Annotated in this window: 19 protein-coding genes; 7 read left to right on the top strand and 12 right to left on the bottom strand. The window is 73.1% G+C overall.

Features of this window, described 5'->3' with window-relative positions; genetic code table 11:
* Positions 1 to 84: 84 nt before the first annotated feature.
* Both ACFVWU_RS06260 and ACFVWU_RS06255 read right to left on the bottom strand, forming a co-directional pair.
* On the bottom strand, positions 85 to 438 hold the full coding sequence (locus tag ACFVWU_RS06260; RefSeq protein WP_387616326.1) for a hypothetical protein: 354 nt from the start codon (positions 436 to 438) through the stop codon (positions 85 to 87).
* Positions 439 to 675: 237 nt separating this feature from the next.
* Positions 676 to 1,179: a carboxymuconolactone decarboxylase family protein gene (locus tag ACFVWU_RS06255; RefSeq protein ID WP_387616324.1), complete on the bottom strand. Its 504-nt coding sequence runs from the start codon at positions 1,177 to 1,179 to the stop codon at positions 676 to 678.
* Between the two features lie 97 nt (positions 1,180 to 1,276).
* On the opposite strand from ACFVWU_RS06255, the gene ACFVWU_RS06250 reads away from it, so the two are divergent.
* Entirely contained in the window at positions 1,277 to 2,263 is a 987-nt protein-coding gene (locus ACFVWU_RS06250; protein ID WP_387616322.1) for a pirin family protein, read from the top strand.
* On the opposite strand, the gene ACFVWU_RS06245 is transcribed toward ACFVWU_RS06250, so the two are convergent.
* The 8 genes from ACFVWU_RS06245 to ACFVWU_RS06210 form a co-directional block, all read right to left on the bottom strand.
* Positions 2,251 to 3,873, bottom strand: coding sequence for an ATP-binding cassette domain-containing protein (locus ACFVWU_RS06245; protein WP_387616320.1), 1,623 nt, complete (start codon positions 3,871 to 3,873; stop codon positions 2,251 to 2,253). The genes ACFVWU_RS06250 and ACFVWU_RS06245 overlap by 13 nt on opposite strands.
* On the bottom strand, positions 3,870 to 5,615 hold the full coding sequence (locus tag ACFVWU_RS06240) for an ABC transporter ATP-binding protein/permease (RefSeq protein ID WP_387616318.1): 1,746 nt from the start codon (positions 5,613 to 5,615) through the stop codon (positions 3,870 to 3,872). The genes ACFVWU_RS06245 and ACFVWU_RS06240 overlap by 4 nt, the downstream gene beginning before the upstream one ends.
* Complete coding sequence (locus ACFVWU_RS06235; RefSeq protein ID WP_387616316.1) at positions 5,612 to 6,886, bottom strand: cytochrome d ubiquinol oxidase subunit II; 1,275 nt, start codon at positions 6,884 to 6,886, stop codon at positions 5,612 to 5,614. Before ACFVWU_RS06235 ends, ACFVWU_RS06240 begins: the two co-directional genes overlap by 4 nt.
* Positions 6,879 to 8,249, bottom strand: a complete 1,371-nt coding sequence (locus tag ACFVWU_RS06230) for a cytochrome ubiquinol oxidase subunit I (protein ID WP_387616314.1) — start codon at positions 8,247 to 8,249, stop codon at positions 6,879 to 6,881. The genes ACFVWU_RS06235 and ACFVWU_RS06230 overlap by 8 nt, the downstream gene beginning before the upstream one ends.
* Positions 8,250 to 8,333: 84 nt before the next feature.
* Positions 8,334 to 9,038 (bottom strand): YoaK family protein, encoded by a 705-nt coding sequence (locus tag ACFVWU_RS06225; protein WP_387616312.1) that lies wholly within the window; start codon positions 9,036 to 9,038, stop codon positions 8,334 to 8,336.
* Between the two features lie 28 nt (positions 9,039 to 9,066).
* Entirely contained in the window at positions 9,067 to 10,944 is a 1,878-nt protein-coding gene (locus ACFVWU_RS06220) for an amidohydrolase (protein WP_387616496.1), read from the bottom strand.
* A 72-nt stretch (positions 10,945 to 11,016) separates the two neighbouring features.
* The gene (locus tag ACFVWU_RS06215) at positions 11,017 to 11,649 is read right to left on the bottom strand and encodes an FMN reductase (protein WP_387616310.1); all 633 of its coding nucleotides are present in this window, start codon (positions 11,647 to 11,649) and stop codon (positions 11,017 to 11,019) included.
* Positions 11,650 to 11,667: 18 nt separating this feature from the next.
* Positions 11,668 to 12,750, bottom strand: coding sequence for an LLM class flavin-dependent oxidoreductase (locus ACFVWU_RS06210; RefSeq protein WP_387616308.1), 1,083 nt, complete (start codon positions 12,748 to 12,750; stop codon positions 11,668 to 11,670).
* Positions 12,751 to 13,035: 285 nt separating this feature from the next.
* Between ACFVWU_RS06210 and ACFVWU_RS06205 the strand changes: the two genes are divergently transcribed.
* From ACFVWU_RS06205 to ACFVWU_RS06195, 3 genes are all read left to right on the top strand, one after another.
* Entirely contained in the window at positions 13,036 to 13,698 is a 663-nt protein-coding gene (locus tag ACFVWU_RS06205; RefSeq protein ID WP_380609984.1) for a hydrolase, read from the top strand.
* A gap of 32 nt (positions 13,699 to 13,730) precedes the next feature.
* Positions 13,731 to 14,213, top strand: coding sequence for a DoxX family protein (locus ACFVWU_RS06200; RefSeq protein ID WP_387616306.1), 483 nt, complete (start codon positions 13,731 to 13,733; stop codon positions 14,211 to 14,213).
* A gap of 81 nt (positions 14,214 to 14,294) precedes the next feature.
* On the top strand, positions 14,295 to 15,887 hold the full coding sequence (locus tag ACFVWU_RS06195) for an MFS transporter (RefSeq protein ID WP_387616304.1): 1,593 nt from the start codon (positions 14,295 to 14,297) through the stop codon (positions 15,885 to 15,887).
* 55 nt (positions 15,888 to 15,942) lie between these two features.
* On the opposite strand, the gene ACFVWU_RS06190 is transcribed toward ACFVWU_RS06195, so the two are convergent.
* Positions 15,943 to 16,248, bottom strand: a complete 306-nt coding sequence (locus ACFVWU_RS06190; protein WP_387616302.1) for a GNAT family N-acetyltransferase — start codon at positions 16,246 to 16,248, stop codon at positions 15,943 to 15,945.
* A gap of 337 nt (positions 16,249 to 16,585) precedes the next feature.
* On the opposite strand from ACFVWU_RS06190, the gene ACFVWU_RS06185 reads away from it, so the two are divergent.
* Positions 16,586 to 18,010 (top strand): dihydrolipoyl dehydrogenase family protein, encoded by a 1,425-nt coding sequence (locus ACFVWU_RS06185; RefSeq protein WP_387616300.1) that lies wholly within the window; start codon positions 16,586 to 16,588, stop codon positions 18,008 to 18,010.
* Between the two features lie 99 nt (positions 18,011 to 18,109).
* The gene (locus tag ACFVWU_RS06180) at positions 18,110 to 18,871 is read left to right on the top strand and encodes a GPR1/FUN34/YaaH family transporter (protein ID WP_387616298.1); all 762 of its coding nucleotides are present in this window, start codon (positions 18,110 to 18,112) and stop codon (positions 18,869 to 18,871) included.
* Positions 18,872 to 19,096: 225 nt separating this feature from the next.
* Here ACFVWU_RS06180 and ACFVWU_RS06175 read toward each other — a convergent pair whose 3' ends face one another.
* On the bottom strand, positions 19,097 to 19,651 hold the full coding sequence (locus tag ACFVWU_RS06175; protein WP_387616296.1) for a Dps family protein: 555 nt from the start codon (positions 19,649 to 19,651) through the stop codon (positions 19,097 to 19,099).
* Between the two features lie 249 nt (positions 19,652 to 19,900).
* Here ACFVWU_RS06175 and ACFVWU_RS06170 point away from each other — a divergent pair, with 249 nt between their 5' ends.
* Positions 19,901 to 20,737 carry an alpha/beta fold hydrolase gene (locus tag ACFVWU_RS06170; RefSeq protein ID WP_387616294.1) on the top strand — a complete coding sequence of 279 codons (837 nt, stop codon included), beginning with the start codon at positions 19,901 to 19,903 and terminating at the stop codon, positions 20,735 to 20,737.
* The last annotated feature ends 72 nt before the right edge of the window (positions 20,738 to 20,809 follow it).

Raw genomic sequence — 20,809 nt, 5'->3', positions numbered from 1 at the left:
GGAAGTGATTCCCTCCATCGGGAGGCGGCGCCGACCGGTCACACGGCGTCCTGGCGCACGGTGCCTCGCAGCGCGGGCCGGGTGCTACTGGATCTCCTTCTCGACCAGCGAGTGATCGGGGAACAGGCCGCCGCCGGTGTCCGAGGTGTTCAGCCACACGTCGCCGTCCAGGCCGATGCAGGTGATCAACTCGTGGTGCTGCTCGACATACTCGGAGTTGCCCGGTCCGCCGGTGTAGTCCTGGTAGCCCAGCCGGGCCGCCGACACGCCGGAGATGCACTCGGCCCCGCCGGGCACCTCCGTGGCGGTCTCGGCGGTCCCGTCGGGGTCGCGCCGGCCCTGCCGGACGTGGTTGTCCCGGCCGACCAGGAAGATGTGCTCCATCACCCGGCGGGCACCCTCGTTCCAGTCCATGAAGGTGCTCGGCCGCTGCGCCATGGAGCCCCAGCGGTTCGGCCCGGCCTGGTAGTTGTAGCTCGCGCGGCCGGGCTCCGACGGCCGCCCCCGCCATCGGCTCCTCCCCTGGGGTGTGTCGACGCCCTGGTCAGCTCCAACCACTGCCGGTGCACGGGCTACCAATCCATCCGCTGCGCGATCCTGCGGCCACTCGTGATCAGCGGCCGCGGCCGCCGTAGCGGACAACGGCCGCCATTCGTGCGGACACCGCTCAGGGTGTCACTGCGTCGGGATCGTGCGCACCGGGTGCTTGCTCAGGATGGAGACCCGGTTGAAGGCGTTGATGGTGATGGCCACCCAGATCACCGCGGAGATCTGGCCGTCCGTCAGGACCTCGCGGGCGGCGCGGTAGGCGCCCTCCTGCAAGGCGGCGTCCGCCGGGTTGGTGGTCGCCTCCGCCAGGGCGAGGGCGGCGCGTTCCTGCGGGGTGAACAGGTCGGTGTCGCGCCACGCCGGGAGGGTGCCCAGGCGCTGGGCGGTGTCGCCCGCCTGCTGGGCGGCCCTGGTGTGCACGTTGAGGCAGTAGGCGCAGCCGTTGATCTGGGAGACGCGCAGGTTGACCAGTTCCACGAGCTTGCGGTCCAGCCCGGCGTCGGCCGCGCCCGCACGGGCGGATTCGGCCGTCGCGCGCATCGCGCGGTAGGTCTCGGGGCTCTGCTTGTCGATGAAGACCCGCCGGCGCCTCGGGGTCACGGTCACATCCGTCGCTGTCACGTCACTCACGGAAACTCCTCTGGCGGATCACTGTCGGGCGGCACTGCGCCATGGCATGATAGTTGAAACTGAAACATTCTTGAAGAGTCGACTGAGGGGACCTACCGTGACCACCACCGAGACCGATCCCGTCGAGCCGCGCGGCGAAGCCCCGGACCGGAAGGCCGGCCCCCGGGTGGAGGTCCTGCCCGCGCGGGACGTGCCGCTGGGCGGGCCGCGGGCGATGACCGTCCGGCGCACCCTGCCGCAGCGGGCCCGGACCCTGATCGGTGCCTGGTGCTTCGTGGACCACTACGGGCCCGACGATGTCGCCGTGAGCGGCGGGATGGACGTCGCCCCGCACCCCCACACCGGGCTGCAGACGGTGAGCTGGCTGTTCAGCGGAGAGATCGAGCACCGGGACAGCCTCGGTGTCCACGCCTTCGTCCGCCCCGGCGAGCTGAACCTGATGACGGGCGGGCACGGCATCAGCCACTCGGAGGTGTCGACGCCCGCGACCACCATCCTGCACGGCGTCCAGCTGTGGGTGGCGCTGCCCGAGCAGCACCGGCACGCCGAGCGCGACTTCCAGCACCACGCACCGGAGCCCGTCCCGCTGGACGGCGGCGAGGCTCGGGTCTTCCTCGGCTCCCTGGCCGGCGACACCTCCCCCGTCCCCACCTTCACCCCGCTGCTCGGCGCCGAGATCACACTCCGGCCGCATGCCACCGTCACCCTCGACGTGGACCCCGCCTTCGAGCACGGCCTGCTCGTCGACCACGGGGACGTCCGGATGGCGGGCACGCCGCTGCGCCCGGCCGAACTCGGCTACCTCGCCCCCGGGGCCACCACGCTGACCCTCGCCAACACCGGCGACGCCCCGGCCCGGACGGTCCTGATCGGCGGCCCGCCCTTCGAGGAGCAGATCGTCATGTGGTGGAACTTCATCGGCCGCAACCACCAGGACATCGTCGAGGCCCGGGAGGCCTGGCAGAACGGATCCGACCGATTCGGCAGCGTCACAGGCTACCCCGGAGACCGCCTCCCCGCCCCCGTCCTGCCCGGGACGACCCTCACCCCGCGCGGGAATCCCCCGGTGCATCAGGCGGGCTGAGGAGCCGTCACACCGGTCAGGTCGACCGTGACGTCCGGGCGCCACGGGAGCAGTGCGAGGTCCTGGTCCTGCAGGGCGAGGACCAGGGCCGAGTCGGGCAGCACCCGGCGCAGCTCGCGCAGCAGCGCCTCGGCGGTCGGGCGGTCGAGTCCGGCGGTGGGTTCGTCGAGCAGCAGGATGCGCGGCCGGCGCAGGATCGCGCGGGCGACGGCGAGGCGGCGGCGCTGCCCTTGGGACAGCGCGCGGCCGGCGGGGCCGACCGGGGTGTCCAGGCGCAGGGCACCGAGGCCGACCGTCGCCAGCGCGGCGCGCAGTCGCTCCGGGTCGGCGAGTGGTGCGGCCAGGCACAGGTTGGCCGAGACGGTCGTGTCGGCGAGCCAGTCGTCGGCCTCGACCAGGGTGAGCACGTCGGCGACGGCCTCGGCGGGCAGGTCCGCGACGGGGGCGCCGCCCAGCCGTACCCGGCCGGAGGTGGTCGGCAGCCGTCCGGCCAACTGCCCGAGGAGCGTGGACTTCCCGCTGCCGTTGGGGCCGGTGACGACGACCAGCCGGGGAGCACGGACGGTGAACGAGAGTGGCCGCCCACCGTTGGCAGTGGGCAGGTCCGCCACGGTGAGCACCGGGCTGCCCCGCGTCGGTGCGGGCCGCTGCCGGTCGGTGGCGGTCGCGGTGAGCGGGCCCAGACGCGCGGCCGCGTCCTGGGCGCCGGCCAGCTCCTGGAGCAGCTGCGGAAGGCGCTCCAGCAGGTCCCACACCGCCGCGAGCAGCAGCACCTCGCCGACGGCGTCGGCCACCGGCTGCGACCAGCCGTCTGCCTGCAGCGCGAGCAGCAGGGCGAGACCCTGGCCGAGGGCGGCGAGCAGCCGCAGGCCCAGGCGGCCCACTCGCTGCTCGGCCGCCGCGGCGGCGGCCGCCGCCTCCTCGCGCTCCAGCGCCGTCGCGACGACACCTCGGACCTGCGGCATCGCGTCCAGGCAGCGCAGTTCGTTGAAGGCGGCCCGGGCGGCGATCAGGTCCGTCCGTGCGCCGGCCCGCGCGGCGGCGGCACCCGCGAGGTGCCGCCGGGCCCGGCGCCCGGTGCGGATCGCCCACCAGGTGCCGCCCGCGAACACGCCGAGCTCGGCCGCGCCCAGTGTCGGGCTCGCTCGCAGTAGCAGCACTTCCACCAGCACCGCGGTGACGGCGCAGCCGGCGAGTGGCGCGACGACCTGGGCAGGCAGACCGGCCACCGTCTCGACATCGGTGGTCAGGCGGGCGAGCAGGGTTCCGTCGCGTTGGGCGCGGAGCTCGCGCGCGCTCAGCTCGCCCGCGCCCCGGACCAGGCGGCCGCGCAGGGTCACGGTCGTGGCGAGGACGACCCGGTGGCTGACCAGCCGTTCGAGGTAGCGCAGCGAGGTGCGCAGCAGGGCGAGGGCCCGGACCGTCCCCGACGGGTACATCCACGACCAGGTCGTGTTGGCCAGCAGTGTCACCAGCGCGCAGGTCGTCAGGAACCAGCCGGACAGGCCCAGCAGGGCCGCTGCGCTCAGTTCCGCCGCCGCGGCCAGTGTGATGCCGACGGCCAGGTCGCGGCGGGGCATGGAGTGGCGCAGCAGTTTCCAGGCGTTCATCGCGGCCTTCCCCGGTCCAGGCGGATCGTCCGGTCCGCGAGCGGGAGCAGTTCGGGGCTGTGGGTGGCGAGCAGCACGCTCCGGCCGCGCGTCAGTGTGCGCAGGGCCGCCACCACGCGGGCCTCCGCTACCGGGTCGAGGTGAGCCGTGGGCTCGTCCAGGCAGAGCAGCGGTGCGTCCCGCAGCAGGGCCCGCACCAGGGAGAGCTGCTGGGACTGGCCGGAGGAAAGCCCGCTGCCCCGCTCGCCGAGCGGGGTGTCCAGCCCGCCCGGCAGGTCGGCGAGCAGGTCGCCGAAACCGAGCGTGCGAAAGGCGGCGGCGAGTTCCGCGTCGCTGGCGTCCGGCCGAGCCAGCAGCAGGTTCTCGCGGACGGTGCCGGGCAGCAGGTGCGCGGGCTGGCCGACCCAGGCGACCGAGCCGGGTGACGGCGGCTGCCGGGTGCCTTCCCGCTCGTGGGTGACGGTTCCGGCGGCGGGTTCGGCCAGGCCCGCGGCGACGGCGAGCAGGGTCGACTTGCCCGCGCCGCTGGGCCCGGTGACGGCGAGGAACGCGCCGGGGGTGAGGTCGAGACTCACGTCGTCCAGCGCCGGGTCCTCCCGATCGGGATGACGGACCGTCACCCGATCCAACCGCACGCCGACCGCGTCGCCGGTGCGCCGGTCCGGCGCGGGCCGGGCCGGTGCCACGCCCCCACTGCCGGCGCTGCCGAGGACCTCGTCGATCAGCTCCGCCGCGGCGCGGGCCTCGGCGCGGGCGTGGTAGCCGCGGGCCAGGTCCCGGGCGGGGGCGAAGTAGGCGGGGGTGAGCACCAGCACGAAGAGCGCGGTGGCCAGGCTCATCCGGCCGGGCACCAGCGGCAGCTGGAGGTAGTCGAGCAGCGCCAGCCCGCAGTAGGTCGCCACCACGGCGAGGGTCCCGGTGATCAGCAGCTCGATCCAGGCGGTGGAGAGGAAGGCGACCCGCAGCACCGTCTGCGTGCGGTGGGCCAGTTCCTCGTCGTCCTCGCGCAGCGCGACCGCGGCGGTCTCCCGGGCACCCAGTCCGATCAGCGTTGGCAGGCCGCGCAACTGGTCGAGCAGGCGCGCGCTGTGGCCGCGCACCGCCGTCAGCTGCGCGTGGACGGCGGCCTGCGTGCCCAGGCCGATGACCTTCAGGTTGGCGGGCAGCAGCGGGGTGGCGGCAACCAGGATCAGTGCCACGAACCAGCTGCGGACCGCGATGGCGGCCAGCGTCAGGCCGCTGCCCAGCAGCATCGTGGTGCGGGCGGGGACGTACTCGGTGAGCCACTCGGTCAGCCGGGCGACCTCGCCGGTCAGGGACTCGGCGAGGGCGGCGTCACCGATGCCGGGGCGGGCGGGGCCGTGCGCCGGCAGAGCTGCGGCGAGCAGACGCTCGCGCAGGGCCGCGCGCACCCGGCGGGCACCGCGCGCGGCAGCCGCGTCGGCGGTGGACAGCAGCACCGACCGGACCGCCAGACCGGCCAGCACAAGCCCGGCGCCGGGCAGGACCTGCACCGGGAGCCGTCCGCCGTGTTGGCCGGTGAGCCCGCGCTGCGCGGCCCAGGCCAGACCTGCCGCCCAGAGCACGGTGCCCAGTGGGGCCAGCCCGCGCAGCAGGCCCGCCCGCCGCAGCTCCCCGCGACCGGGCTCGGCCCACGCGTGCAGCCGGGCCGACACCTCGTCGTCCCGGCCCCGGGCCCGCTCGTCGCCGAGCTCGGTCAGCAGTGCGGCTGAGACGCTCACGTCCCGGCCCCGGCGGAGTCCGCGTCGTCCGGGTCGAGATCGAAGACCCCGTCCCGCTGGTCCCGCCGGTCGCCGAGGATCCAGGCGACCAGGGCCGTCGCCGAGAGGAGGGCGATGCCCACGGGGTCGATCCAGTCGGCGACGCCGCCGAAGACGTCCTGGGACACGGCCGCCAGCCCGACACCCAGCACGGTGAGCAGCGCGCGCCGGACGACGACCACGAAGCCACCCGGCTCGGGCCGGACTTGGCGGGATTCCCTCGCGCGCACCCGGAGCGGGGCGAGCGGCGCCTCGGGAGCCTGCGTGAACTTGCCGCGGAAGGCCCACCAGGCGTACGCGTTGTAGGCGAACACCACCGGCATGCACAGCCCCACGCCGACCACGAGGAAGGTCTGCGAGCTGGACGGGCTGGACGCCTGGTGCAGCGTCAGCCCAGGAGGTACGACCACCGGCGCGGTCGCGGCCACCAGCGCCAGCAGACCGCAGACCTGGGCCGCGACCACACCCACGAAGGGCCGCCAGTCCGGCCGCCGCCCGAAGCCGTGCCAGGCCACCGCACCCGCGGCCACCGCACCGGCGACCGCGATCCAGTACAGCGTCGCGCGCACCGGCTCGTCGAACCTGAACTTCTCCGGATCGGCGACCTCCAGGCCGAACCCGAGGATCAGCGCGGCCACGGTGGTGCCCACCAGCAGCGGGCGCCCGGCCCGGCCCGCCCGCTCGCGGGCGGCGCCTTCGGTCTTGTCCTGCAGCCAGGCGGCGCCGGCCAGCAGGTAGAGCACCACCAGACCCAGCGCGCACAGCACGCTGTACGGGGTGAGCCAGTCGAAGGCGCCCCCGCTGAACGAACCGTCACGCTGCTCCAGTCCGGAGAGCACGCCGCCGAGCACCAGGCCCTGGCAGAGGGTCGCCGCGAGGGAGGACGCGCCGAACAGCAGGGCCCAGCCGCGCCGGTAGCCGGCGGCGGCACTCTGGAACTCCAGCCCCATACCGCGCAGGATGATCGAGAGCAGCATGCCGATCAGCGGCAGGTAGACCCCCGGCAGCACGGTCGCGTAGACGCCGGGCAGCCCCGCCCACAGGGCGACGCCGGCCAGCACGAGCCAGCTCTCGTTGGCGTCCCAGGCGGTGGCGATCAGCTCGCCGTACTCGCGCCGCCCCTCCCCCTTGGCGAACAGGCTGAGCATGCCGACGCCCAGGTCGTAGCCGTCCAGGACGACGTACATGCCGAGCGAGAGCAGGACGAGCGCGTAGGTGGCGTACTCAAGCAACGGAGGCCTCCGTTCCGAAGGTGGTCGTCGCGACGGCGCCCGCGGGTGCCTCGGGGCCGGCCTTGACCGTCCGGACGATGTAGCGGACCCAGATGACCAGCAGGGTCGTGTAGAGGAGCACGAAGGCGGTCAGGGTGGTCGCGGCCTGGGCGGTGGTCAGGTGCGACAGCGCGTCGGAGGTGCGCAGCTTGCCGTAGACCACCCAGGGCTGGCGCCCGGTCTCGGCGGTGATCCAGCCACCGGTGATGGCGAGGACGCCGGCCGGTGTCATCCAGACCATCCAGCGCAGGAAGCGGCGGGAGTCGAACAACCGCCTGCGCAGGCGCAGCACCAGCCCCGCGAGGGCGGTGGCGAACATGGCCAGGGCGGTGAAGTACATGGCGCGGAAGCCGTAGAAGGCGCTCCACATGTTGGGCCGCTGGTCGGGTGGGGTCTGCAGCAGGCCGGGCACCTCGGCCTTGCCGGTGAGGTCGTGGCCGATCACCGCACCCAGGTGCGGGATCGTGATCCGCAGGTCGTTCGCGCCCTGGCCGGTGTCGGGGACGACGACCAGGTTGTATCCGTTGTTGTCGGTGCGCCAGTTCCCCTCGAACGCCTGGAGTTTCGCGGGCTGGTGCTGGGCCATGAAGACGGCGGTGGCGTCGCCGACGTACAGCTGGATCGGCATCAGGACGGCGAGCACGCCGAGGGCGATGGACAGGCAGCGGCGGGCGAACGGCAGCGCGGCCCGGCGCTGCTTGACCAGGTACCAGGCGGAGATGCCGCCGACGAACCAGCTCGCGCTGATCAGCACGGCCAGCAGCATGTGCGGGAAGCGGTAGGTGAAGGCCGGGTTGAGCAGGACCTCGCCCCAGTCGCTCGGGTGGAACTGGCCGGCCGCCTCGGTGTAGCCGGCCGGGTCCTGCATCCAGCTGTTGGCGGACAGGATCCAGGTGGTGGACAGCAGGGTGCCGAAGGCCACCATCCAGGACGCGAAGGCCATGGTGCGCGGCTTGACCCGGCCCTCGCCGTAGAGCATGACGCCGATGAAGCCGGCCTCCAGGAAGAAGGCCGTGATGACCTCCATACCGATGGTGACCCCGATGACGGGTCCGACCGCGTGGGCGAAGACACCCCAGTTGAGGCCGAACTCGAAGGTCATCACGGTGCCCGCGACGACACCGAGGCCGAAGCCGACCGCGAAGATCTTCTTCCAGAAGCGGAAGATCTGCTGGTAGAGCGGGTTGCCCGTGCGTACGTACGCGGTCTGCACGACGGCAAGCAGCACGGAGAGGCCGACCGTGAGGGCCGGGAAGGACATGTGGAAGATCGCCGTGATGGCGAACTGCCACCGTGACAGTTCTATGGCAGCCGGTGAGGCCATGAGGTCTCCGGAGGGGACGCGGAACGGGCTGGTGCGGGGGTCAGGGGCGCGGAATGCTCCGCGGATCGGCGCATGCCGGGTGGATCACTCCCGGTAGAGCAGCACCGTGGCGCCGGCCAGCACCGCGCTGGCCACCAGGGCCCAGGCGATCTGACCGTGCAGCACCAGGACCGCGCCCGGCACGGCGCCGGCCAGCATGGTGGCGACCGCGAGGATCCTGCGCCGCTGGCGCGGCGCGGCACCACCGGCCAGGCGGGAGTCGGCCGCCAGGCCGGTCAGGGTGAGGGTGAGCACCGTGGTGGTGAGGTCCGGCACACCGAGACCGCGCACGGTGCCGTTGCGGACGCCCATCGCCACCGCCACCAGGGCGATCACGGCGTACCGCACGGATCCGTCCGCACTCCAGGCGAAGGCGACGACGGCGGCCGCACCGTGCAGCGAGACCTCCAGGACCAGGGCCGCGCGCAGCCATCGGCCGCGCCGCGTGGTGGTGTGCCGCCCCGCGAGGCGGCCGGCCAGGACCGCGCCGGCGAGGAAGGCGGCGAGGGAGGTCAGCGAGCCCGCGACGGAGAACCCGGGGGCTCCGGCCAGGGCGAAGGCGATGACGACGACGTTGCCGGTCATGTTCGCCGTGAAGACGTGGCCGAGGCCGAGGTAGCTCACCGCGTCGATCAGGCCGCTCACCGCAGTGAGGGCGAACAGGGCCAGCGCCAGCGGATGACGGTCGTGGACCTGTGCTCCGGGGAGCTGTGGCGGGGCGGTGCGGGGATCGCCTGCGGGCGCGGTCATGACGCCTCCTCTCCGAATTGACGCATCGTCAGAAGAAGCACGGGTCCAGCGGCCCCGCGCCCTGACCCGGGAGGGCGAGACCGCGGGCTTCGCGCCAGGCGCGCTGCTCCTCGGAGGCCGCCACGGCCTCCGCCACCCGCTCGGCCTGGTGGACGCCGGCGAGGCCGGGCGCGGGGGTGGCGTGGTAGCCGCCGAACCGCGTGACCGGGCTCCACGACGGCGCCACCGCGGGCAGGTCCGGGGCCAGCCCCTGGTGCTCCTGGGCGCCGTGGACGATCCGGCCGCCGACCACGGTGAGCACGGACTCGATGTGCGGGATGTCCGGCTCGGGCACGGTGAAGTAGTCCGCACTGAGGATCGCGAGGTCCGCGTAACTGCCCACGGTCAGACGGCCCTTGACATCCTCCTCGCCGGTGAGCCGGGCGCCGCCCAGGGTGTAGAGCTCCAGGGCCTGTTCGCGGCTGAGCCGGTTGTGGTCGGCCGCGAGCCGCCGCCCGCTGACCGCGCGGCCGGAGACCAGCCAGTGCAGGGCGACCCAGGGGTTGTAGGAGGAGACCCGGGTGGCGTCGGTGCCCGCCGCGACGGTGAGACCGCGGTCCAGCATCGCGCGCAGCGGCGGCGCCTCGGCGGCGGCCGGGGCGCCGTAGCGGGCGACGAACGCCTCGCCCTGGAAGGACAGGCGGTTCTGCACGGAGACGGCTCCGCCCAGGGCCGCGATCCGGTCGAGGCTGTCCGGGCTCACCGTCTCCGCGTGGTCGAAGAGCCAGCGGTTGCCGTGCGGGAAGAGGCCCTCGGCCGCGAGCTTCTCGAAGACCGCGAGGTCGCGGCGGATGGTCTCGTCGTAGGTGGCGTGCAGCCGGAAGCCCCAGCCGTTTTCCATCAGCAGGCGGACGGCCTTCTCGAACTCCGTCTCGTACGCGCCCAGGTGCGGCCTGGGCTCGGTGAAGTTCTCGAAGTCGGCCGCGGCCCAGGTGAGGTTCTCCCCCGCTCCGTTGAGGCGCAGCCACGCGTCGCCCTCCCCTGGGCGCACGGTGTTGACCCAGCGGGTGAGGTCGTCCAGTTCCTGCCCCGCGGTCTGCGGGAAGAGGTGGTAGGCGATCCGCAGCGTCAACTGCCCTTGCCGAGCCAGGTCCATGACGGTGCCGTAGTTCTCCGGGAAGCTCTGGAAGCCGCCGGCGGCGTCGATCGCCGAGGTGAGGCCGAAGCGGTTCAGCTCGCGCAGGAAGTGCCGGGTGGAGCCGGCCCGGTCGGCCTCGTCCAGCGCCGGCGCCTTGGCCAGCGTGGAGTAGAGCAGCAACGCGCCCGGCGCGGCGATCAGCAGGCCGGTCGGCTCGCCGTCGTGGCCGCGCACGATCTGGCCGCCGACCGGGTCCGGGGTGTCCCGGGTGAAGCCGGCGGCGCGGAGTGCGGCCCGGTTGAGCAGCGCCGACTGGTAGAGGTGCAGCACGAAGACGGGGGTGTCGGGTGCCGCGGCGTTGAGTTCGTCCAGGGTGGGCAGCCGCCGCTCGGCGAACTGGTCGGCGGACCAGCCGCCGACCACCCGCACCCACTGGCCGGGCGGGGTGCGCTCCGCCTGGACCCGGAGCATGGCGAGAGCCTGACGCAGCGTCGGCACGCCGTCCCAGCGCAGCTCCAGCACGTAGTTGAGACCGCCGCGGATGACGTGCAGGTGCGCGTCGTTGAGTCCCGGGACGGCCCGGCGGCCGAGCGCGTCGACCACCCGGGTGCCCGGGCCGACCAGCGGGACGATGTCCGCGTCGTCACCGACCGCCTGGATCAGTCCGTCCCGGACGGCCACGGCGGTCGCCTGGGGACGGCCCGGGTCGTTGGTGTGCACCTTGGCGTTGCGGATGACCAGATCGGCGGGCTGGTCCGGGATGCCGGGGCGGATGCCGGCGACGGGCATGCTGGACAACGGAGTTCCTTTCGGGCGACGGCAGCTGATGGGTCGGCGTGCGCGGTCGAGGTGCGCGCCGGGTCAGTGGGGGCTGAGCGCAGCGGGTGGGATGAACGGCAGCGCGGGGCTGTCGGCGGGCCGCGGAGCCGCCACGGCCGCGACGGCCAGCGCCGCGAGTTCTCCCCCGGCTCGCTCGACCCGCACCGGCAGGGTGTCGGTGAGCGCGTCGCCGGTCCCGCCCCAGTCCTCGGAGGCCGCGAAGACGGCGGTCGGGGCGACGAGCGCGCGCTGGTAGGCGAAGAGCGGGCGCATCGCGTGCTCGAGTGCCAGGGAGTGGCGCGCGGTGCCGCCCGTCGCGGCGATCAGCACCGGCTTGCCCGCCAGCGCTCCGGGTTCGAGCAGGTCGAAGAACGACTTGAACAGGCCGCTGTAGGAGGCCGAGAAGACCGGCGACACGGCGATCAGCGCGTCGGCCGTGCTCACCTCCTCCAGCGCGCCGGCCAGCGCGGGCGCGGGGAAGCCGGAGAGCAGGTGGTGCGATATGAGGGTGGCCAGCGGGCGCAACTCGTGCAGGTGCACCCGGACTTCGCGGCCGGCCCGGGTGAGGTGCGCGGTGGTGGCGTCGGTGAGCCGGTCGGCGAGCAGGCGGGTGGACGAGGGCTGGCTCAGTCCGGCCGAGACCACGGCCAGGGTGATCGGCGAGGTCGTTTCCATGATGTGGCTCCGTCGGGGTCAGGAGGCGGTGGGGACGCGGTCCCGGAGCGCGGCGTGGGTAGGTGCGTCGGGCACGGTCGCGGGCCGGCCGGCGGCGAACTCCTTGCGGAGCACGGGCACCACCTCCTCGCCGAGGATGTCGAGCTGCTCCAGCACGGTCTTCAGCGGCAGCCCGGCGTGGTCCATCAGGAACAGCTGGCGCTGGTAGTCCCCGACCACCTCGCGGAAACCCAGGGTGCGTTCGATGACCTGCTGGGGGCTGCCCACGGTCAGCGGCGTCTGCTCCGTGAACTCCTCCAGTGAGGGCCCGTGGCCGTAGACCGGTGCGTTGTCGAAGTACGGACGGAACTCGCGGACCGCGTCCTGGGAGTTGTGGCGCATGAAGACCTGCCCGCCGAGCCCGACGATCGCCTGCTCCGGCGTCCCGTGCCCGTGGTGGGCGAAGCGGGTGCGGTAGAGCTCCACCATCCGCCGGGTGTGCTCCTGCGGCCAGAAGATGTTGTTGTGGAAGAAGCCGTCGCCGTAGTAGGCGGCCTGCTCGGCGATCTCCGGGGAGCGGATCGAGCCGTGCCAGACGAAGGGCGGTATGCCGTCCAGCGGGCGCGGGGTGGCGGTGAAGGACTGCAGCGGGGTGCGGAAGCGGCCCTCCCAGTCCACCACGTCCTCGCGCCACAGCCGGTGCAGCAGCGCGTAGTTCTCCACCGCGAGCGGGAGGCCCTGGCGGATGTCCTGGCCGAACCAGGGGTAGACCGGGCCGGTGTTGCCGCGCCCGAGCATCAGGTCGACCCGGCCGTCAGCGACGTGCTGCAGCATCGCGTAGTCCTCGGCGATCTTCACCGGGTCGTTGGTGGTGATCAGGGTGGTCGCGGTGGAGAGGACGATCCGCTCGGTCCGCGCGGCGATCCAGCCGAGCATGGTGGTGGGCGAGGACGGCACGAACGGCGGGTTGTGGTGCTCGCCGGTGGCGAAGACGTCGAGTCCGACCTCCTCGGCCTTGAGCGCGATGGCCAGGATCGCCTTGATCCGCTCGTGCTCGGACGGCGCCCGTCCCGTAGTGGGGTCGACCGTCACGTCGCCGACGCTGAATATCCCGAACTGCAAGGGGTGCCGCCTTTCCGCTGACCGGGCGGCCCGGTGGGGCCGCCCCGGCGAACCTAGGCAGCCCGCGGTGCCCGGAGTGCTTTCGCAGCGCATCGTCGGTTGCCTCGCAGCGCACGGCGCGTGCGGCTGACCTGGGAATGCGCTGTCAGTGCAGTCTGGGAACAGTCCCGGGCGCGCAGCGAGCAGCCGCGTCGGGCCGGCGCGCATTAGCGTCGTCGAACGTGGCGCCCTGATGGCCCTGCCAGGCGCCGACGTTCCCGTCAACTCCCCGAATGGAGAAGAACCATGGTCGACTTCGCCACGGTCCACGCCGCCCCGAGCCCCGATCTGCTCACCCCGGACAACGCGATGATGCTGTTCGTCGACCACCAGCCGCAGATGTTCTTCGGTACCGGCAGCGGTGACCGCACCTCCATCATCAATTCGACCGTCGGCCTGGCGAAGGCCGCGAAGATCTTCGACGTCCCGGTGGTGCTCTCCACCGTGGCGGCGGAGTCCTTCTCCGGGCCGATCCTCCCGCAGCTGAAGGCGGTCTTCCCCGATCACGGGATCGTCGACCGGACCAGCATGAACGCCTGGGAGGACGAGGCGCTGGTCGAGGCGGTCAAGGCGACCGGCCGCAGCAAGATCATCCTGTCGGGCCTGTGGACCGAGGTCTGCCTGGTCCTGCCGGCGCTGTCGGCCCTGGAGCAGGGCTACGAGGTGTACGTGGTCGCGGACGCGTCGGGCGGTGTGAGCCCGCGGGCGCACGAGCACGCCCTGCAGCGGATGACCGCGGCCGGCGCGGTGCCGGTCACCTGGCTCCAGGTGCTGCTGGAGCTCCAGCGCGACTGGGCCCGGACCGAGACCTATGTCGCGGTGACGGACCTGGTCAAGGAGCACGGCGGCGCCTACGGCATGGGCGTCGTCTACGCCCAGGCCATGGTCAACCCGCACGCCGCCGGCTGACGGGCCGCGACCGAACTCGACCGGAGTCCATCATGAACACGGGCCTTCTCCTGCTGCGGGTGGTCGCCGGCCTGCTGATCGCGGGCCACGGCGTCCAGAAGGTCAGCTTCCGCCTGGGCGGCAGCGGACTGGCGGGTGGTACCGCCGAGTTCCGCGGCGACGGCTTCCGCGGCGGGAGGCTCACCGCGCTCGCCGCCGGCGGCACCCAGATCGGGGCCGGACTGATGCTGGCGCTCGGCCTGCTCACTCCGCTGGCCGGCGCGGGTGTGATGGGCGTGATGACCGTCGCCCTCACCGTCAAGTGGCCGCACGGGCTGTGGGTGCAGCACGACGGGTACGAGTACCCCCTCGTGCTGGTCGTCATCGGTGCGGTGCTGGCCGCCACCGGCCCCGGCCAGTGGTCGCTGGACGGCGCCCTCGGCCTGGCGCACTGGCCGTTGTGGTGGCTGCCGGTGGCGGTGGTCGCCGGCGTGGGCGGCGGCCTGGCCACACGGCTCGCCCTGCACCGGGCCTGACCGCGGACACCTCCCGATCGCGCGGGCCCGGAGCGCCCTCCTGCTCCGGGCCCGCGCCCATTCGTCACCCAGGGAAGGTCGATGAAGTCGAGTACCGTCACGGATTCCGGCGGGTCCGCCTGGACCCCGCTGCGGGAGAAGGTGTTCCGCGCGCTGTGGCTGGCCCAGTTCGTCTCGAACGTGGGCGGCTGGATGCAGACCGTCGGGGCGCAGTGGCTGCTGGTCGGCCACGGGGCCGCGCTGGTCTCGTTGGTCCAGGTCGCGGCCGGTCTGCCCGTGCTGCTCCTCGCCCTGCCGGCCGGCGTCCTCGCGGATCTGGTGGACCGCCGCAGGCTACTGCTCGGAATGCAGGCGGCCATGGCCGCGGTCGCCGCCGTGCTCGCCGCGCTCGCGCTGCTCGGCGTCCTCGGACCGTGGTCGCTGCTGCTCCTCACCTTCTTGCTCGGCTGTCTGACCGCGCTGAACGGTCCGGCCTGGCAGGCGCTCCAGCCGAGTCTGGTGCCGCGCGAGCAGCTACGGCAGGCCTCGGCACTCGGGGCGGTGAACATGAACGTGGCCCGTGCGCTCGGGCCCGCGCTCGGTGGTGCCCTGGTCGCGGCCGCCGGCGTCGGCTGGACCTTCGCGTTCAATGCGGTCTCGTTCCTCGGCATCGTGCTGGTCCTGCTGTTCTGGCGCCCCGTCGGCGCGACGCCGGGCCGCGGCCAGGAGCGCGAGCACGCACTCGCGGCACTGCGCGCCGGCGGGCGCTACGTGCGCAGCGCGCCGGGGGTTCGGCGGATCCTGCTGCGCAGCGCGTTGTTCGTGCCCGGGGCGGCCGCCCTGTGGGCGCTGCTTCCGGTCATCGCCGTACAGCGTCTGGGGCTTGGCCCCTCGGGGTACGGCGCCCTGCTCGCCGCGGTGGGGCTGGGGGCGGTCCTGGGCGCGGGCGCGCTGCCATGGCTGGGCGCCCGCCTGAGGACGACCGGCACGCTGGCGCTGGCCGGAACGCTGACGGCGGGCACGCTCGTCGTCGTCGCCGTCTCCACGGACGCCGTCCTGGCCGGCTTCGTCCTCGCGCTGGCGGGCGCGGCCTGGATCTGGGGACTCTCCACCCTCAGCGCTGCCTTGCAGCTCGAACTCCCCAACTGGGTCAGAGCGCGGGCGGTCGCCTTCTACCTGCTCGTCTTCCAAGGCGGCAACGCCCTGGGCGCGCTGGTGTGGGGGCAGCTGGCCCAGTACACCGGACTCACCGCCGCTCTGACCACCTCGGCCGCGCTGCTCGTACTGGGTGTGGTCTCCCTGCGCCGGCTTCCGTTGCTGGACGGCCGGGTCGATCCGTCACTGTCCGACACCTGGCCCGAGCCACGGCTGACCGTCGAGCCGGCTCCGCAGGACGGCCCGGTCCTGGTCACCGTCACCTACCGGGTCGCCGGCGCGGACGCCTCGGCCTTCGTCCGCGCGATGGGTGGCGTCGAGGCCTCCCGGCGTCGGACCGGCGCCATCAGCTGGGGCCTGTACCGGGACGCAGCCGAGCCGGACCGGTTCATCGAGGTCTTCACGGTGACCTCGTGGGCGGAGCACTGCGCTCAGCACCACGTGCGCTACACCGGGATCGACCGCGAATTCGAGCGCACGGCCCGGAAGTTCGTGCCGAGCGAGCCGGTCGTGACGCACGCCGTGCCGGCCCGGGAATGAGCCGGGTCCGGGCCGGCGTGCGCCCGCCGGAGCAGCCACGCCGGCGTGCGGCGGCTCAGAGGCCGAACCGGGCACGGTGGGAGGCGGGGACCAGATCGGCGTACTCGGGGTGCTTGGTGATCCACCCGCGGATGAAGGGGCAGTAGGGCAGCACGGCGAGCCCCTGCTCGCGCGCCGCGTCCAGCGCGGCACGCGCCAGCTTGCCGCCCAGTCCCCGACCCTCGAAGCGCGGGTCGATCTCGGTGTGGATGAAGGCGATCTCGTCGCCGGAGCGGTGGTACTCGGCGAAGCCGGCGAGTTCGCCGCCGTCGTGGATCTCGAACCGGGACTTGTCGGCGCTGTCGCTGACGAGCTGCTCCATCGTTCCTCCTGCAGGGTGTGGTCGACCGCCTCGGGAATGGGCGGCACCTGATCGTTGACGGCCGGATCATGGCGACACCGGGAGCATAGTTTAAGAATCAACATTTGTCCCCCTGGCATCGCACGGCTCCCGCCGACGGCCAACCTAGCGACGAACGACGGTGCCGCCGGGTGGGACGGCACTCGGACGACACTCCGTGCCTCCTGGGGGCAGCGCTGGGCACGCAGAGAACACGCCGACCCGGTCGGGCTGCCTAGCGTCGTTCAGGGGCCGGACCTGCCCAACGCAGGCCTGCCGGTGCATGACCATCAGATGGCGTGAGGGAACGGGCGAAGAGATGAGCGGAACCGACGAGTTCGACCTCGTGGTGCTGGGTGCCGGTCCGACCGGGGAGAACCTCGCCGATCGCGCGAGGGCCGGCGGGCTGAGCGTGGCGATCGTCGAACGCGAGCTCGTGGGCGGCGAGTGCTCGTACTGGGCGTGCATGCCGAGCAAGGCGCTGCTCCGGCCGCCGGCCGCACTGCGGGAGGCGCAGCGGCTGCCCGGCGCCCGGGCGGCGGTCAAGGGCGGGCTGGACGCCGACGCGGTGCTGCGGCGCCGGGACGACTTCGCCTCGCTGTGGCGGGACGACGGCCAGGTGGCCTGGCTGGAGTCCGCCGGGATCACGCTGGTCCGCGGGCACGGCCGGCTGGACGGCGAGCGACGGGTGGTGGTGGACGTCCCCGGCGGGGGCCGCCGCATCCTGACCGCACGTCACGCCGTGGCCGTCTGTACCGGCACCGGTGCAGCGCTGCCCGACCTGCCGGGCCTCGAGCACACGGGTGTGTGGACCAGTCGCGAGGCGACCAGCGCGCCCGAGGCCCCCGGCCGGCTGGCCGTCGTCGGCGGCGGCGTCGTCGCCGTGGAGATGGCCACGGCCTGGAGCGCGCTGGGCAGCCGGGTGACCCTGCTGGTCCGGGAACAGGCCCTCCTGCCACGACTGGAGCCCTTCGCCGGTCAGCTGGTGGCCGAGGCGCTTCGGGAGTCCGGGGTCGACCTGCGGTTCGGGGTGTCGGTGACCGGCCTGGCCCGGGACGGCGAGGTCGTCCTGGACCTCGGCGAGCACGGCGAACTGCGGTCCGACGAGGTGCTGTTCGCCACCGGACGGCGGCCCGCGACCGGCGATCTGGGCCTGGAGACGGTCGGGCTGGAGCCCGGCGGATGGATCGAGGTGGACGACACCGGGCTGGCCCTGGGCGTGGACGGCGGCTGGCTCTACGCGGCCGGAGACGTCAACCGCCGCGCGCTGCTGACCCATCAGGGCAAGTACCAGGGCCGGGTCTTCGGCGCGGTGATCGCCGACCGGGCGGCCGGCCGTGAGCTCGACCTCGCTCCCTGGGGGCGCAGCGTCGCGACCGCCGACCGGGCGGCCGTGCCCCAGGTGGTCTTCACGGACCCGGAGGTCGCCTCGGTCGGCCTCACCCTCGCCGAGGCGGCCGCGACCGGCCGGCGCGTGCGGGCCGTCGACTACCGGATCGGCGACGTGGCGGGGGCCGCGCTGTACGCCGACGGATACCGCGGGCAGGCCAGGGCCGTGATCGACCTGGACCGGGAGACCGTGGTGGGGGCGACCTTCGTCGGGTCCGGGGTCACCGAGCTGCTCCACTCGGCGACCGTCGCCGTCACCGCCGAGGTACCGCTCAGCCGGCTCTGGCACGCGGTACCCGCCTACCCGACCATCAGCGAGGTCTGGCTGCGCCTGCTGGAGGCCTGGCGCGGCTGAGGAAGAAGTCGCAGAGCAAGTCGCAGAGCAAGCGGACGGCCGTCCTGTCGGCGGTCGTCCCGAGGACACGAAGTACCGAGAGCAAGGAGCGAAATGATGGTGGCGGCAACGAGAGAGGACGAGCGGCTGGGCGAGCCGGACCCGACGGTGGCCGGGATCGAGACGCCCACGGACACGGATCCGGTGGCCGGTACCGGAGCCGAGCCGCACCCGCACGCGATGACACGGATCACCCTGCGGCCCATCGCCTCGCCGATGCCCCTGGGCTTCTTCACGGTGGCCATCTCCTCCGTTGTGATCAGTAGCCTGCAACTCGGCCTGATCGACGGTGCGAACCGGCAGGCCGTGGCGCTCACGGTCTTCTCCGCCTTCGTGCTCCAACTACTGGTCAGCATCCTTGCGTTCGGCGCCCGTGACGTCATCGCGGCGACGCTGATGGGCGGATTCGCCGGCGCCTGGCTGGCCAACGGCCTGGTCACGTCGGCGGACGCCCACGGCGGGGCGCAGGTGCTCGGTGTGCTGAACCTGGCGTTCACGGTCTTCGCCGCGCTGATGGCATCGGTGGCCAAGCCGAAGAAGGTGCTGTGGCTGCTCCTGCTGATCGCCGTACCGCGCTACTTCGTCGCCGGCGTCTACGGCCTCTCGGGCGCGGCCTGGCTGGGCCACGCCGCCGGGGTGCTCGGCATGCTCCTCGCGGCGGTCGCGATGTACGCCGCCTACGCCCTGATGCTGGAGGAGCTCCGAGGCAGGGAGGCCCTGTGGATCGGACGCAGCGGTCCCGCGCGGGACGCCATGCACGCGGGACTGGCCGATCAGCTGAACCGGCTGGAACAGCATGCGGGTGTGCGCCGGACCCTGTAGTCGGTGGCCCGTCCGACCGCCCGGATCGATCTGACGGCGGGACGCGATTCGGCTGTGCTCGTACCCGAGGACGGGTACGAGCACAGCCGAATCGCGTTTCGTCCACGGCCTGCGGAGTCCGCGCCCCCGGAGTCGGTGGACGGCACGAAGAAGTGCCGGGCCCGCCGACGAACGGACCCGGCACTGAGCGGGCCGGGCCCGCCGACGAACGGTCCCGGCCCGCGCTCACGCCCCGGTCTCGGGGGTGACGACCAGGTGCTCGGCGAGGAACCAGACCTGGGTCTCGCCGGTGCGGATGATCTGGGAGACCAGGAGGTCCTGGGTACCGTCGTCGCCGAGCTCCGCCGTGCGGGTGGCGGCGTCGCGGACGTCGGCGAGGATGGTCTCGTGGGCGTCGAGCAGGCGCGAGAGCATCGAGTGCACGTCCTCCGCGCCGTCCGGCGGGCGCGGCACCCCGGTGATCAGCGCGGCGTGCCGGGGGTCGCCCACGGCGACGCCACCGAGCGTCTGCACCCGTTCGGCGAGCGCGTCGACCAGCTCCAGCTGCTCCTGGGCGTGCTTGTCGAAGAGCAGGTGCAGCTGGTAGGCGGTCGGCCCGCGCATGCCCCAGTGGCACTTCTTGTACAGCGCGTACAGGAACTGGGTGTCCGCGAGGACGCGGTTGAGCCGCTGGCACGAGTACTGCCGGGCGTCGTGGGAGAGCGCGATCGGCAGCTGAGTGACGGTGCCGAACTCCTGGATCTCCGCGCCGTGTTGGTGGAGGTGTGGCTGGCTGTTCATGGTGCTCCTGGGAATGGCCGGGCTGTTCGGGGACCAGGCTAGGAACGCGCGGGCCCCCGGCCTGTTCCGACGGCGCACCGCCTGCGTTCCTTCCGTGCACCCGCACGGGAGTTGGGCCCGGGTGAGTCGCCGGGCAACCGGAGCACTCTCGGGCGACACCGGGTGCTCTCCGAGGCAACAAACCGGCGACGGCCGCCCCTAGCGTGAGCCCCATCGCAGCCACCCGCTGTCCGAGAGATAGGAAGAACCATGCCGTTCATCACCGTTGGCCAGGAGAACTCCACCTCCATCGACCTCTACTACGAGGACCACGGCACCGGGCAGCCGGTCGTCCTGATCCACGGATTCCCGCTGAGCGGACACTCCTGGGAGCGGCAGAGCGCCGAGCTGCTGGACGCCGGCTACCGGGTCATCACGTACGACCGGCGCGGCTTCGGTCAGTCCTCGCAGCCGACCACCGGCTACGACTACGACACCTTCGCCGCGGACCTCAACACCGTGCTGGAGACCCTCGACCTGCACGACGCCGTGCTGGTCGGCTTCTCGATGGGCACCGGCGAGGTCGCCCGCTACGTGTCCACCTACGGTTCGGCCCGCGTCGCCAAGGTCGCCTTCCTGGCCTCCCTGGAGCCGTTCCTGCTCAAGACCGACGACAACCCGGACGGCGTCGCCACGAAGGACTTCTTCGACGGCATCGTCGCCGCCGTGAAGGCCGACCGGTACGCCTACTACACCGCCTTCTACCAGGACTTCTACAACCTGGACGAGAACCTCGGCAGCCGGATCAGCGAGGAGGCCGTCCGCAACAGCTGGAACGTCGCGGCGAGCGGCGGTTCCTTCGCCGCCTCGGCCGCCCCGACCACCTGGTACACGGACTTCCGCGCCGACATCCCGCGCATCGACGTCCCCACCCTGATCCTGCACGGCACCGGCGACCGCATCCTGCCGGTGGAGAACACCGCCCGGCCGTTCCACCGCGCGCTGCCGTCCGCCGAGTACGTGGAGATCGAGGGCGCGCCGCACGGCCTGCTGTGGACCCACGCCGAGGAGGTCAACACCGCGCTGCTCGCCTTCCTCGCGAAGTGACCCGGACGGCCGTCCTCCCCCGACGGCGGCCGTCCGCCCCGTCGTCGGTACCGCCGTCGCCGGCCCCAGGCC

Source organism: Kitasatospora sp. NPDC058190, assembly GCF_042883685.1.
GTDB lineage: Bacteria > Actinomycetota > Actinomycetes > Streptomycetales > Streptomycetaceae > Kitasatospora.
Note: the sequence above shows the minus strand (reverse complement) of the source record. Positions and strands in the feature narration are given on the sequence as shown.

What these genes read in the sequence shown, in the direction of transcription:
- ACFVWU_RS06260 (WP_387616326.1), bottom strand. Translation starts at nt 438, where the DNA reads ATGGCGCAGCGGCCGAGCACCTTCATGGACTGGAACGAGGGTGCCCGC.
- ACFVWU_RS06245 (WP_387616320.1), bottom strand. Translation starts at nt 3,873, where the DNA reads ATGAACGCCTGGAAACTGCTGCGCCACTCCATGCCCCGCCGCGACCTG.
- ACFVWU_RS06230 (WP_387616314.1), bottom strand. Translation starts at nt 8,249, where the DNA reads ATGGCCTCACCGGCTGCCATAGAACTGTCACGGTGGCAGTTCGCCATC.
- ACFVWU_RS06225 (WP_387616312.1), bottom strand. Translation starts at nt 9,038, where the DNA reads ATGACCGCGCCCGCAGGCGATCCCCGCACCGCCCCGCCACAGCTCCCC.
- ACFVWU_RS06220 (WP_387616496.1), bottom strand. Translation starts at nt 10,944, where the DNA reads ATGCCCGTCGCCGGCATCCGCCCCGGCATCCCGGACCAGCCCGCCGAT.
- ACFVWU_RS06215 (WP_387616310.1), bottom strand. Translation starts at nt 11,649, where the DNA reads ATGGAAACGACCTCGCCGATCACCCTGGCCGTGGTCTCGGCCGGACTG.
- ACFVWU_RS06205 (WP_380609984.1), top strand. Translation starts at nt 13,036, where the DNA reads ATGGTCGACTTCGCCACGGTCCACGCCGCCCCGAGCCCCGATCTGCTC.
- ACFVWU_RS06200 (WP_387616306.1), top strand. Translation starts at nt 13,731, where the DNA reads ATGAACACGGGCCTTCTCCTGCTGCGGGTGGTCGCCGGCCTGCTGATC.
- ACFVWU_RS06195 (WP_387616304.1), top strand. Translation starts at nt 14,295, where the DNA reads ATGAAGTCGAGTACCGTCACGGATTCCGGCGGGTCCGCCTGGACCCCG.
- ACFVWU_RS06190 (WP_387616302.1), bottom strand. Translation starts at nt 16,248, where the DNA reads ATGGAGCAGCTCGTCAGCGACAGCGCCGACAAGTCCCGGTTCGAGATC.
- ACFVWU_RS06185 (WP_387616300.1), top strand. Translation starts at nt 16,586, where the DNA reads ATGAGCGGAACCGACGAGTTCGACCTCGTGGTGCTGGGTGCCGGTCCG.
- ACFVWU_RS06175 (WP_387616296.1), bottom strand. Translation starts at nt 19,651, where the DNA reads ATGAACAGCCAGCCACACCTCCACCAACACGGCGCGGAGATCCAGGAG.
- ACFVWU_RS06170 (WP_387616294.1), top strand. Translation starts at nt 19,901, where the DNA reads ATGCCGTTCATCACCGTTGGCCAGGAGAACTCCACCTCCATCGACCTC.